The following is a 12,310-nucleotide window of genomic DNA, read 5'->3' as shown; positions in this document are numbered from 1 at the left end:
CTTATGGAGGCTGCATTACGAAATCCATTTCAAAACAATATGTATGAAAGCCATATTTTTAACCTAAAGATGTTTATTACCATCGTTCTTCCATATCAAGAGCATCTATCACAACTAGAAGAAGAAATAAATGCCCTCGCTAAAGAAATTGAAGAATAGAAGATTATCCAGACTATCCCTGGTATCGGAGAAAAGATTGCGGCAACAATCATTTCCGAAATTGGAGAGATAGATCGGTTTAATCACCCTAAAAAGTTAGTTGCCTTTGCAGGAATAGATCCAAGTGTATACTCTTCAGGAAGATTTACAGCAACCAACAATCGCATAACGAAGAGAGGATCTAGAAGGTTAAGGCAAGCACTATATATGGCTGTGTACTGTGGAATTCGAGATGCCCGTAAACAAAAGACGAACGAAACTGTTATACCCCGAAACAAGAAATTAAGAGAGTTTTACGATAAAAAACGCGATGAAGGTAAACCTTATAGAGTAGCAATCATTGCATGTGCTAATAAGCTTTTACACCTGATTTATGCACTTTTAAATACAACCTTCCAAGAATTAGCTTAATAGCTACATTTAACAATATAAAACAAAACCTTCCAATATTGAGAAATAGGAAGGTTCTTTGGCATACTCATTATTAGTATATCATTTAATCTTTCATCTTTTTAATGAAAATTGTAGACAACTATTAGCTGGTTTTGCGGAAGACCGGAATTCAAGATATTTAAAGAAATATATTATTTCTCCCATTCGTGTTCTAGAACACTATATAATAAAGAATCTCGCCAACCATCTTTTATTAACAGATTTTCACGAATTCTGCCTTCCTTTATCATTCCCACTTTTTCCAATACTTTTGCTGAGCCAACATTTCTAGGGTCACAGGTTGCATATATGCGATGAAGATTAAGTTTTTTAAATCCAAAATTAATTAGTAGTTTAGCAATATCCGTTGCAATACCTTTTCCCCAATAATCAGGATTGACAATATATGCAACTTCCCCAACTTTATTAGTGAAATCTCTAATGTTAATTTCCCCGGATCCTATCATCTTTTCATTATATAATACCGCAAATGCAAACCTGGTTCTCTCTGCACTGCTTGCATCTCTGATTATTTGATTAACAAAAACTTGTGAGTCCTCTTCTGTATTAGGCCCCCAAGGTTGATATTTACACACAATATATTGTGATGCGTACTTGTGAACATCAATCCAATCAGCTTCGGTGAATTCTCTTAAAGATACTATTTCATTTGAAAGGAAAATTATGTTGGGCTCCATTTAAATCTCCTCGATTGATATCTTACAAATCTTTCTCCAAGATTGTTGTAAAAGTAAGTTTTATAATAAGAAAAGTTACTTTTCAGTTTTACCTAGTTCTTTTAAAACACTAGTTTTTAGATAGTTGTATTGAGTAAAGTTGGTATCAATGAAAGCTTCTTCTCTATTTGAAGGCATATCTTCATAACTTATACTCTCATTGAATTGAGACTCTGTAAAATCATACCGTGTATTTTGAATAATATTGTAAAAGTGCCACCCTTCAGATAGTCAATAAATTCACTTTTGATAAAATGGTCCTTTATTGGCGAATAGGGTGTCAGTATTTTGTGTCAAAAAAATGACACAAAAGTCCATTGTGGTTACAATAAAAGAATTAGTAATACCAACTACTGCAGTACCAGGACTTTGTATCATTATCTCAAATATCTATTTGTTTGTTTTGGAAAATTCTTTAATTCTAATTCCTATTTCATCGCGAACTCGTTGGAAAAACGCCCACTTTTCCTCCTCAGTACCTTCTGCTTTAGCTGGGTCATCAAACCCCCAGTGTACACGTTTGATATGTGGAGGAGTAACAGGACAATGATCTGCTGCATGACCACAAAGTGTAACGACTAAATCTGCTCGATTGAGTATATCCGAGTCAATCGTATCGGATGTTTGATTGGATATATCCAAACCAACCTCTTTCATCGCTTTTACTGCGTTTGGATTGAGGCCGTGAACTTCTAATCCAGCACTTTTCACTTCCCATTCCTCTCCAAGATGCAATTTTGCCCAGCCTTCTGCCATTTGGCTTCTGCAAGAGTTTCCTGTACATAAAAAATAAATTGTTTTTTTAGTCATAGGTGATATCTCCTTTTTAATTAATGAATTATAAGTAACCACATATATAAGCCAACTAATGTAATAAACAAGGTTGGAATGGTTAGAACAATTCCTACTTTAAAGTAGGTTCCCCACGAAATTTTCACTCCTTTTAACAATAGTACGTGCAACCAAAGTAACGTAGCTAGTGAACCAATCGGAGTAATTTTAGGACCTAAATCAGATCCAATTACATTTGCGTAAATCAATGCCTCACGAGTTATTCCACTTGTATTCGTATCCGCAATTGCTAAAGCATCAATCATTACCGTTGGCATGTTGTTCATGACGGATGAAAGAATAGCTGCAATGAACCCCATACCGATAGTAGCTGCAAATAGACCATGATCTGCAGTCCATTGAATGACATCTGTTAAGGCACTGGTTAGTCCTACATTTCGTAAACCGTAAACCACTACATACATTCCTATAGAGAAAAATACAATCGCCCAAGGTGCCCCCTTTACAACGCTTCTCGTGTTTACAGCTGGACTCTTTCTTGCAATTAACAAGAAAATTATGGCTACTATGCTTGCTACAAATGAGACAGGGACACCAATAAACTCACTTGCAAAATAACCAACTAAAAGAACGGCTAAGATTATCCATGATAACTGAAACATTCTAGGGTCTTTAATAGCTTCCTGTGGCTTTTTTAATTCAGATAAATCATAGTTTTTAGGAATGCTTTTTCTAAAGAATAGATATAGAACCAGAATACTTGCGATAAGTGAAAATAAGTTAGGTACAATCATTCTAGACGCAAACTCAATAAAACCAATTCCAAAGAAGTCAGCAGAAACAATATTTACTAAGTTGCTGACAACTAGGGGTAGAGAGGTAGAATCTGCAATGAATCCACTGGCCATGATAAATGGAAAGACCATCTTCTCGTTAAAATTCAGATTACGAACCATTGCCAGTACAATGGGAGTTAAAATTAATGCTGCACCATCATTTGCAAAGAAGGCAGCAACAATTGCTCCTAAAATCGAAACGTATACAAACATTCGTACACCGTTTCCTTTTGCTGCCATTGCCATATGCAATGCGGACCATTCAAAAAATCCGATTTCATCGAGAATTAACGAGATAATGATGATGGCAATAAAGGCTAAAGTTGCATTCCAAACGATAGATGTAACAGCTATTACATCATGAAAGGTTACTACTCCAACAAGTAAGGCAAGAACAGCTCCTCCACATGCTGACCATCCGATGGATAACCCCTTCGGTTGCCATATAACAAAAATAAGAGTTATTATAAAAATCAATGATGCTAATACGATTGAAACTAACACACACTCCTCCTAATTACATGAAATACGTAATCCCTTTTCTTCTAATTCTTGTAACTTTTCATCTTGGCTAGGAAGGTGTTCAAAAAGACTTTTAAGTATTGGATAATATTCACTTTCTTTATTTAAAGAGTAAATAATCCATTGTCCCCTTCTAGTTTCCCGAACAAGACCAACATCTCTCAGTTTTCTCACGTGCTGACTAATTGCAGGTTGACTTGCCTTAAAAATCTCGACAAATTCACAAACACAGCAGTCATGGGTATCTAATATTTTCACCATTGATAAACGGGTCTTATCACCTAACAATTTTAATATCATTGCTGTATTGTCTACATCAATAGCTGAAACTTTCATAAAAACACCTCCAATAATTATGTATATAAATATATAATAATTAACTTATACACTTAACGTAATTCTTTATTTCCTTTCTTTTTAAATAGTTTACTACATTTATTCAAATAAGCCGATCTAACGGAAGTTCCTTCGGAAACCCATAATAAGAAAAGTGATGAAAATAATATAAAAAGGACGAATATTAATGGCGGCATAATAGAGTGTAACAAGAGTGTCACTCCTAACCAAATAATTTAATATAATATAACTGATTGCTTATATAATATTATACTTATATTTATTATACAAGTAATTTCTTTAATTTATTCGTTTTTCGGCATTCAGTATGAAAAGCAAAGCCTTCATGTAGTTTGCTTAAAATAAAATGTTTTTCAAAGTAATCTCTAATAACTGTTAGGGAAACACCAAAAGGCTGCTAATTAGCAGCCGAATTTCTAACAATCCCTCTGTTTGTATCACTTCAGAAGTTTTTCCATAGCCATAACATCGACATATTTCCCATTTAAAATACCTTGGTTTTGGAATACTCCTACTTCTCGATACCCCATTTTTTTATACAGCCCTTGCCCTAATTCATTAAATGGAAATGTAAACAATACTAACTTGTGAAAGTGATTCTCCTTTGCTTTCGTTTCCAAAGTAGAAAGAAGTTTCCCGCCTACTCCTTTTCCTCTGAAATCCCTAGAAATATAAACAGAAATATCTGCAACTCCTTCATAAGCACAACGGTTATTATATGGGTTTAAAGAAGCCCACCCCATTATCTTGTTTCTTTCAACAATTATACTAAATCTGCCTTGATGATGGTCGAACCATTTTTTTATATAGGAATGATCTTTAATCTCTGTTTCTAATGTGGCTATCCGATCTTCTATCCCTTGATTATAGATTTCCATAATTGCTTTTAAATCCGACTCTTCGGCTCTGCGAACTACTGCTTCACTTATCATTAAAGTTCCTCTCCTCAAATAGTTTAATTAAGTTATTAAACATATTTCATCGACTTTCTTAGTCATTAACAAGTTTCGTTAATTCTTGATAAGCCAAGAGAAATTGTGTATAGGTTTCATGACCCATTTCATTTTCCCTGAAATGAAACAGCCTTTCAAAGGTTTTATCTTTAGCCTCCTCTATCGAGCATCCAAAAGCATTCATTACTAATTTCATATATGAAATGAAATATTCTTTTTCTAATGATCCAGCATGATTAATTGTCATTTGCTTCACCTCTATTTTAGGTTTTAATGAAAGTGCAGACTTCCTCATTGCACTCTATTAATTGCAGCAAGAAGAAGCAGGTTCATCACACGAGGAACTTTTACTATTCAGATTGACGCTGCAGACACCTGTTTCTGGTAAATCTAATTCCAATCTTTCAGCAGCTGCCAAGTCACCACTGATATAAGCTATCACTGATCTAACTTGTTCATATCCTGTCGCCATCAAGAAGGTTGGAGCACGCCCATAACTTTTTGCACCTACTATATAAAAATCTTTCTCAGGCTGTCTTAACTCTTTTTCTCCATGAGGTCGGACAGTACCGCAGCTATGAATGTTAGGGTCGATTAATGGTGCTAATACTTCTACACTTTCAGTAGGATTGTCTATAGCGGTACGAAGTTCATTTATGATTGAAAAGTCTGGACGGCTTCCTGTATTAACAATCATTTCGTCGATTCCATCAATGATACTCTGTTTGCCACTTTGACTGCCTAATAGCTCAATTCCATTATTTGAATTTTTTACTGATTGGATGCGAAATGGTGTAAATACTTTTACTTTCTCGTCATCTACTAGTTGATGAATTCTGCTTCCAAGAAGGCCACGAGCTTCTAGTGCATCCTTCTCTTCACCGCCATAAGCATCCTCAGCTCGCTGCCTTCTCATCACCCATAAAATCTCCGTTTCGGGATAGGACTCTTTTAATTTTCCTAAATCCAATAAGGCATTTATGGCTGAATGGCCGCCTCCAACTACAGCTATCCTTTTATTGGCAAAACGTTGTTTTTCCTTACCTGTTATATCTGGAATACCATAATATATTTTATCATGAAGCGATTTTTCTTCAGGTAACCAAATTCCGCTAGATACAGCTGGATTGGGATTTCCCCATGTACCCGTAGCATCTATTACTGCGCTAGCTTCAAATGATTTGTACTCTGTATTATTTTCAGTATAGATTACAAATGGGGCACTTTCCCGATCTGCTGTTTTCATTTTATCTATATCTTTTCTGACGATAGATAAAACTTTATGGTTGAGATATACGTATGGTTTAATTTCAGGTAACATTGCTAATGGTTGCAAATATTTATCTACCAACTCCTTACCAGTCGGTAAGTTTTCTAATTCCGGATGAATCCACCCACTCGCATTTAGTAAGTCTTTTGCAGCTTTATCAACATTGTATTGCCATGGTGAGAATAATCGAACATGTCCCCAAGTTAATATGTTAGCACCTATTTTGGGACCAGCTTCTAATAGAATGAACGGAATTCCTCTTTTTGCTAAATGTGCTGCTGCTGCTAAACCTACTGGACCTCCACCTATAATCGCAACGGGTAATTTACTAGTTTTATTACTTTTTTCACTACTTTGAGTTAAGGTAACATTTGTACCACAGCAATCGCTTCCACTAGATAAGATGTTATTTGTCTTAGTCATAATTAATCTCCTCTTTCCTCTGATAAATATTTAAAATGCAGTATTAGTACTCTTTTGTATATAATGACTTTAGAAAAAACAGTAAATGCTTTTTTAGTCATTCAAGATATAGTAGATTGCAAATATTTTCTTAGCTTTCGAACGATAAATTTTGCATCAGGGCCTACCCCTCTTAAAGTTGCAGAAGCAAATGTTCGCTGACCTTCTAGCCCCACATAATATAGACCCGGCACCGATGTACTAATTCCGGCAATTTGTAGAGGTTTTCCCTCGGAATCGAGACCACCTAGGTTGCTTAAGTAATCTAGGTTATTGCGGTAACCAGTGGCATAGATGACTGTGTCAACCTGTTCTTTAGTTCCGTCTGACCAAATTACCCCATAGTCATAAAGAGAAATAAACATGGTTTTTTGATTAGGCTCCCCAGCTTCCAATTGCTCTTCGTAACAGTTAAGATTGGCTACAGCATTCGAAATCGGTGGTTTCTTACCAAGTCGCCAAAAAGGGAAAGTATCTATCCCAATAACCCTTATCCAAAAGTGGAGATCCTTTCCAAAGAATCTTTGTCTTATTAATTGAACTGGCCTCCTTACTGCTAAAGTTGTTTTGCTTACTTCTGCTAGTTCGATAGCGATTTGCACAGCTGAATTCCTGCTCCCTGCAACGATTACTCTTTGATTATTAAAAAAGTCGGGTTGTCTATATTCTGATGAATGAATGATACTTCCTTTAAAAGTCTCCTGCCCTTTTATAAAAGGTATAGATGGATTATTAAACGAACCAGTTGAGTTGATAATAGTCCAAGCATGGAAAATCTCACCAGATTCTGTTAAAACTCAAACACATTAGCCTTGTTCTTTACGAATATGACCCTTTGCTTGGTCAAAACAGACAGTTTAAAGTGCTTTTTATAATTCATTAAGTAATCAATTACTTCCATTTTTGAAGGATAATGCTCAGGATCTCCGGGGAACTTCAATCCTGGTAATGATGAAAATCTTGCAGGGGAAAATAATTTAAGGCTGTCATAATATTTTGGCCAGGAACCGGTAGCCTGTTCACCTGTTTCCAAGATTAAATAGTTTAGCCCTTTCTTTTGCAAATGATATCCTGTAGCAAGACCAGCCTGCCCACCAACAATTGCATCCCAAACTTTACTCATACGAATTCTCCTTTAAGTTATTTGCATTTTGCAAGTATTAGAGACAGGGAAACTACCCCTGTATTGGTTTACAGCATACACTGGACTTTGCCATTGCGTTATTTAACAAGTGAATGGAACGGATTACTGTCTCTCTTTCAAACTCATTCATTTGAGAAAAAACCTCATTTAAAAATGAATTCATTTGTTGATCGATTGTTGCAGATATACATTTCCCCTCAGTCGTTAGAGACAGAATACTAATCCGTTTATCATCTGGGTCTGGTGTTTTCTTAACTAGTTTCATTTTTACTAATGATTGGACTTGCCGGCTAAAAGTAGTAATATCTGTTCCCAATATTTCCGCAATCTGTTGCATAGAAGGCTTATGTTGAATGTCTATTTCATGAAGAATGTGACTTTGAATGAGGGATATATCGCAATCACCAACATTGCAGCAATTTTTATTAAGTAAACCAAAGCGACGTGTCATTACTTGAAACATCCCTCGAAGATTTTCCAATATTTTCACCCCTTAAACATATTATATGCAATAAACTTGTAAAATGCAAGTTTTTTTAAAAGGTTTGAGTAACGATCGATTATATTAAATTGTCTGGTGACGGTTGAGATAGAAGCACCCTCTTTTTGACAACAATTTTTATAATTTCATAATCTGAAAATGCCCTTAAAACTCTTATTCATTTTATCCAATATGAATAAGAGCGCTAACTCTTGTTGCAGGATAGCGTGCCTTATTAGAATTACTACAAATGTTTTTAACTTAAATCACTTAATCCTTCCTAAACCAACGCTTCTCGTTAGTTTAATAATAACTTTCTATGCATTGTAGGTGATAATCCTGTATATTCCATTAACCTAACAGAAAATTGGGTACTATCACTATAACCAACCTTTATCACCAAGTTTTATTATAGTGATAGGTAAGCTTTTGAAGTTATCGCCAGCTTTTCCCCCACTTCACACCGTACAGGCGAGTTTCCCAGCATACGGCGTTCCAACTAATCCAATTCATTCAAGATTTTATGATTATGCAAAGGAGAATCAGATAGCTTCGTTCAGACATTGCTTACGCAATTTATTGACTTCTGTAAGTTGCTTTTCATTTAACTTGAGTGAATTTAAAAGCACTTCTATTTTCTCTAAATCTCTCAAATGTATAAGGTGATGGACAGATTTATGCAATATCATTAAGTTTCCGTATGAATCATCCTTGGTGAGATGGTACGGTGTCTTATGGTGACAATGCCATTCATCCATTCCTAATTCAACTCCTGTAACAGCACATTTCCCATATTGTGCAATAAATCTACTAATCCGATTATCGTTGTATTCGATGGAACGGCTCGGTATGAACTGTTTCATCACACGAGTAAGCGTTTGTTTATTGATTGCTCGCAAATTTTGATGAATTTTGTCCCTACCTACGGTAGTGTAGTTACAAATAGTTTGAGAGAAGTTCAGATTTATCTTACAACGTTGGGCATGAATTGGGATAAGTACCATTTCTTTTATTTTGAAGAGCTTACACTCATATCCCTTGTACCGTTTCTGTAAGGATATTGGAAAGTCCTGAAACGTAGCTTCTTTTCTCAATTCTTTTAAACGATTAAATAACGCTTTATGAAGACGATAGTTCAGCTCAGTTAAATCATCAGTGATGTGTGAAGCTGCTGAATAATAATTTTGGATTCCCATTATAACTGTATTAAAGCGCCAAACATTCTCAACCGATTGGTGTTTCTGAATCTCTTTGATTGTTTGTTTTACTTTTATCTGTGCATTTTTGAGCGCATTCTTTGTCATGTGTGAGCGAGCGACATAGAGAGTCCTTTTCTTTGTCTTTTTCAGATGGGCTTTAAAACGAAAACCTAAAAACTCTGATGAGTTTTTCTTTAGGTTGACTACCTTTGATTTTTGTTCGCTAATTTCAAGGCGAAGCCTTGTTTGAAGAAATCATTCACTGCATAATACATTTTAATTGCTTGTGAACGAGTGCGACAAAGAATTTTAAAGTCATCTGCATATCTCACAATGTAGCAATGTTTTAAATTAGATTGTTTCAACGCATTATATCTGCCGAGATTTGATTTATATAACTTATGTGTTTCAAAGCTTTCCCATTGATTACTAACCCACCAGTCTAGTTCGTTTAATACGATATTAGATAAAAGTGGTGATAAGATCCCCCCTTGGGGTGTACCTTTCTTTGGGAAACCTTCCCCAATAATTTCAGCCTTTAAAAGACGTGAGATAATGGAAAGCAATGCCTTGTCTCGAATACCTAAAGACCACATTTGTTTTATTAATTTGGCATGATTTACATTGTCAAAAAACCCTTTTATATCGACGTCAACACATTGATATAGGCATGCTCGGTTAATGAGTGTTTCAAACCTAGCTTTAGCATGATGTGTATTGCGGTTTGGCCTAAAACCATAACTATGTTTATAGAATTTCGCTTCACAAATCGGCTCAAGTACTTGCAAGATACACTGTTGGAACAATCTATCCCAGATAGTGGGAATTCCTAAAGGTCGAGTTTTTCCATTTGCCTTAGGAATGAATACTCTCCGGACGGCTTGGGGTGTATAGTATTCAAACATTCTTTGTATCGTCGATACAACCTCAGATACAGATAATCGGTTTATATCTTCAATCGTTAATCCATCATCTCCAGCAGTTTTACTGCCAGTGTTTCGTTTAATATTCCGATAAGCTAACCGTATATTTTCATCGGATTGCATTAAGTCTAGTAATCCATAAAAATTCTGACCATTAGCACTTTGAGCATATAAAGAATCAAAATAATGTTGCATATCATAATACTCATTGTGTCTCAGTTTCTTTCGTTTTAACAAGTTGGTGGCTCCTTTAGGAGCTGAACCTCTATTAGTCTTACAAGAACCTTATTAATCGTTGAAGAACTGCCTTGCATGGCTGAATGAATCTTTTATTAGTCTAGTGGCTATCCCTCCACGTTCATTACACGCTTCAATGGTACTGTGCCACTACTTTCGCTGATATAAAGAAAAGTTATATAGTCGCTAATCTCACGACTAGTTTCCTTTTCAACGCTTCATAGAGAGTAAGCTCTCCACGTTATCAGCTTACAACGTTGAATTATGTCTATTATGGAACAAACTTAGGTGCTTCCTATGAGCCTGTTAGCATAGCGTGTGCCTGTAACACAAGATGGATTTTTATATTGTTGATTCTTACTCATCCAAAGCTAACCCTACATTTAGTAGTAAATACATTTCTATATAATGCCAGTCTAGACCCGTACATTCAGAAGTTCGTCAGCAATATACTTTCTTATTTTATTTCGTCGCATTCTCACCATATCTGTTCAACCCAAGCACCATGATTTACACCACCCCATCGGGTAGGCTTTCGTCAGCCTTACTGTTACGGTAAATTCTCACGCCTATTAACCGAGCTTATAACACACTTCTTCTTACTAAACAACGTGCTATTCGACGCAGGGGGAGCCTTTTGGAGCGTTACCTCCTCATTCGACTCCTCGACATAACCCTTCAGTTTTAGAACTCCAAAACTGCCTGACCTTTACCGAAATTGTGTGTCCACATTTCATTTGAGTCAGGAACATTTCGCACCAACAATCTGGCCCAATTGTTGAAAGCTACCACTCACTTTGTATTCGCTTTTAAAGAACAGTGATAAACAGTGTCACCAAAAGAGCGAATTTCCTTTAGAAAATCATAACCTTTTGGAGAGCCATAACGATTAAACATTCATACAGCTACAATATTTTCCTTAGGAATGATGAGAATCGTTACATTTGTATAGCCCAGTAATTGATACGATCCTTTTGGAACCGCATCACCGATTTGATTAAAGGAATGGTTCAAGTCTTTAACAAACCATAAAAAACCATATTGGTGAATAGGTAGTGTCGGTTCAGGAGTTTGAATGGATGTTTCCATCTGAAAAACTTCTTTGGGAATTAGCTGTTTTCCACCCCATTTCCCTTCTGTTAAGTGAAGATAACCCCATATAGCGCTCTTTTCCAGAAACATACATATTCATGTCAGAGTCATCTACTACATCCGTCTCAATCCAATAAGGATTATCTTTGTTTCGAATACTATCAGCAATTTTTGAATGTGGAGAGCTCATCTTGTTCCACTCTGATGATTGGAAGTCTAAGGGGTCAATGACTTGTTCTTTTACAATGTCTGCCACCGATTTTCCTGTTGTTTGTTTGATAATGGTTGTTAACAGATCTATGCTTAGCCCTTTATATGCCCATGATTCACCAGGCTTAAATTCATTTATTAGTCTTCCATTTGCTATTCTTTACCCATGCGTATGGGTTAACAAGTGATGAATAGTTACCCCACTATATGCGGGTAATTGAGAGTTTTCAACATACTGTCCAATTGGATCATCAATAGAAAATTAACCTTTGTATATAGTATAAGCAGCAGCAAAACCAATGTAAGTCTTGCGAACAGAAGCAACGTGGAATTGAGTGTCTTCTTTCACATCTCTAGCGTGTGCAGAATAAGACTGCTTACCAAAATAATGTATAATGATAATATAATTATTGAATTTTGATTATTAAAAGCTAAGAGCCTTACTACATTCTACGTAGCAAGGCTCTTTATAGTTGTTTCAAATTACATCCATCTGTTTATATA

At 35.7% G+C, this 12,310-nt stretch carries 12 protein-coding genes and 4 pseudogenes; 1 reads left to right on the top strand and 15 read right to left on the bottom strand.

All coding sequences use genetic code 11. From position 1 onward, the window contains the following. A pseudogene (locus tag LRP81_RS22195) lies at window positions 1-570 on the top strand (IS110 family transposase); the annotation flags it as partial. A 173-nt stretch (window positions 571-743) separates the two neighbouring features. Here the strand turns inward: LRP81_RS22195 and LRP81_RS22190 are convergent. The 15 genes and pseudogenes from LRP81_RS22190 to LRP81_RS22130 all read right to left on the bottom strand — a co-directional run bounded on the left by LRP81_RS22190 (window position 744) and on the right by LRP81_RS22130 (window position 11,945). After that, complete coding sequence (locus LRP81_RS22190; RefSeq protein ID WP_230505238.1) at window positions 744-1,289, bottom strand: GNAT family N-acetyltransferase; 546 nt, start codon at window positions 1,287-1,289, stop codon at window positions 744-746. 75 nt (window positions 1,290-1,364) lie between these two features. Then, a pseudogene (locus tag LRP81_RS23595) lies at window positions 1,365-1,541 on the bottom strand (YunG family protein); the annotation flags it as partial. A 177-nt stretch (window positions 1,542-1,718) separates the two neighbouring features. Further along, window positions 1,719-2,138: an arsenate reductase (thioredoxin) gene (gene arsC / locus LRP81_RS22180; RefSeq protein ID WP_230505236.1), complete on the bottom strand. Its 420-nt coding sequence runs from the start codon at window positions 2,136-2,138 to the stop codon at window positions 1,719-1,721. A 20-nt stretch (window positions 2,139-2,158) separates the two neighbouring features. Next, the gene (locus LRP81_RS22175) at window positions 2,159-3,460 is read right to left on the bottom strand and encodes an arsenic transporter (protein WP_317987111.1); all 1,302 of its coding nucleotides are present in this window, start codon (window positions 3,458-3,460) and stop codon (window positions 2,159-2,161) included. Window positions 3,461-3,469: 9 nt separating this feature from the next. Then, complete coding sequence (locus LRP81_RS22170) at window positions 3,470-3,814, bottom strand: ArsR/SmtB family transcription factor (RefSeq protein ID WP_230505234.1); 345 nt, start codon at window positions 3,812-3,814, stop codon at window positions 3,470-3,472. Between the two features lie 458 nt (window positions 3,815-4,272). After that, on the bottom strand, window positions 4,273-4,767 hold the full coding sequence (locus LRP81_RS22165; protein ID WP_230505232.1) for an arsinothricin resistance N-acetyltransferase ArsN1 family A: 495 nt from the start codon (window positions 4,765-4,767) through the stop codon (window positions 4,273-4,275). Between the two features lie 58 nt (window positions 4,768-4,825). After that, complete coding sequence (locus LRP81_RS22160) at window positions 4,826-5,035, bottom strand: hypothetical protein (RefSeq protein ID WP_230505230.1); 210 nt, start codon at window positions 5,033-5,035, stop codon at window positions 4,826-4,828. Window positions 5,036-5,092: 57 nt separating this feature from the next. Continuing rightward, window positions 5,093-6,481: an FAD-dependent oxidoreductase gene (locus tag LRP81_RS22155; RefSeq protein WP_230505228.1), complete on the bottom strand. Its 1,389-nt coding sequence runs from the start codon at window positions 6,479-6,481 to the stop codon at window positions 5,093-5,095. Between the two features lie 101 nt (window positions 6,482-6,582). Further along, window positions 6,583-7,122, bottom strand: a complete 540-nt coding sequence (locus LRP81_RS22150; protein WP_399208214.1) for an NAD(P)/FAD-dependent oxidoreductase — start codon at window positions 7,120-7,122, stop codon at window positions 6,583-6,585. Beyond that, window positions 7,123-7,275: pseudogene (locus LRP81_RS23555) on the bottom strand (monooxygenase); the annotation flags it as partial. 35 nt (window positions 7,276-7,310) lie between these two features. After that, window positions 7,311-7,643 carry an NAD(P)-binding domain-containing protein gene (locus LRP81_RS23410; protein WP_317987110.1) on the bottom strand — a complete coding sequence of 111 codons (333 nt, stop codon included), beginning with the start codon at window positions 7,641-7,643 and terminating at the stop codon, window positions 7,311-7,313. 52 nt (window positions 7,644-7,695) lie between these two features. Beyond that, window positions 7,696-8,145, bottom strand: a complete 450-nt coding sequence (locus LRP81_RS22145; RefSeq protein ID WP_230505226.1) for a MarR family winged helix-turn-helix transcriptional regulator — start codon at window positions 8,143-8,145, stop codon at window positions 7,696-7,698. Window positions 8,146-8,687: 542 nt separating this feature from the next. Next, window positions 8,688-10,504: pseudogene (ltrA, locus tag LRP81_RS22140) on the bottom strand (group II intron reverse transcriptase/maturase). Window positions 10,505-11,401: 897 nt separating this feature from the next. Then, complete coding sequence (locus LRP81_RS22135; RefSeq protein ID WP_230505224.1) at window positions 11,402-11,593, bottom strand: hypothetical protein; 192 nt, start codon at window positions 11,591-11,593, stop codon at window positions 11,402-11,404. Then, on the bottom strand, window positions 11,568-11,945 hold the full coding sequence (locus tag LRP81_RS22130; protein WP_317987112.1) for a serine hydrolase: 378 nt from the start codon (window positions 11,943-11,945) through the stop codon (window positions 11,568-11,570). Before LRP81_RS22130 ends, LRP81_RS22135 begins: the two co-directional genes overlap by 26 nt. Window positions 11,946-12,310 lie beyond the last annotated feature (365 nt).

The organism is Sutcliffiella rhizosphaerae (assembly GCF_917563925.1).
In the GTDB taxonomy this organism is placed as follows: Bacteria; Bacillota; Bacilli; order Bacillales; family Bacillaceae_I; genus Sutcliffiella_A; species Sutcliffiella_A rhizosphaerae.
The sequence above is the reverse complement of the archived record's forward strand: the minus strand, read 5'-3'. Positions and strand labels throughout refer to the sequence as shown.

Excerpts from the sequence above, each read along its gene's own strand:
- arsC (WP_230505236.1), bottom strand. The coding sequence starts at position 2,138 with ATGACTAAAAAAACAATTTATTTTTTATGTACAGGAAACTCTTGCAGA.
- LRP81_RS22155 (WP_230505228.1), bottom strand. The coding sequence starts at position 6,481 with ATGACTAAGACAAATAACATCTTATCTAGTGGAAGCGATTGCTGTGGT.
- LRP81_RS22160 (WP_230505230.1), bottom strand. The coding sequence starts at position 5,035 with ATGACAATTAATCATGCTGGATCATTAGAAAAAGAATATTTCATTTCA.
- LRP81_RS22135 (WP_230505224.1), bottom strand. The coding sequence starts at position 11,593 with ATGGAAACATCCATTCAAACTCCTGAACCGACACTACCTATTCACCAA.
- LRP81_RS22190 (WP_230505238.1), bottom strand. The coding sequence starts at position 1,289 with ATGGAGCCCAACATAATTTTCCTTTCAAATGAAATAGTATCTTTAAGA.
- LRP81_RS22165 (WP_230505232.1), bottom strand. The coding sequence starts at position 4,767 with ATGATAAGTGAAGCAGTAGTTCGCAGAGCCGAAGAGTCGGATTTAAAA.
- LRP81_RS23410 (WP_317987110.1), bottom strand. The coding sequence starts at position 7,643 with ATGAGTAAAGTTTGGGATGCAATTGTTGGTGGGCAGGCTGGTCTTGCT.
- LRP81_RS22170 (WP_230505234.1), bottom strand. The coding sequence starts at position 3,814 with ATGAAAGTTTCAGCTATTGATGTAGACAATACAGCAATGATATTAAAA.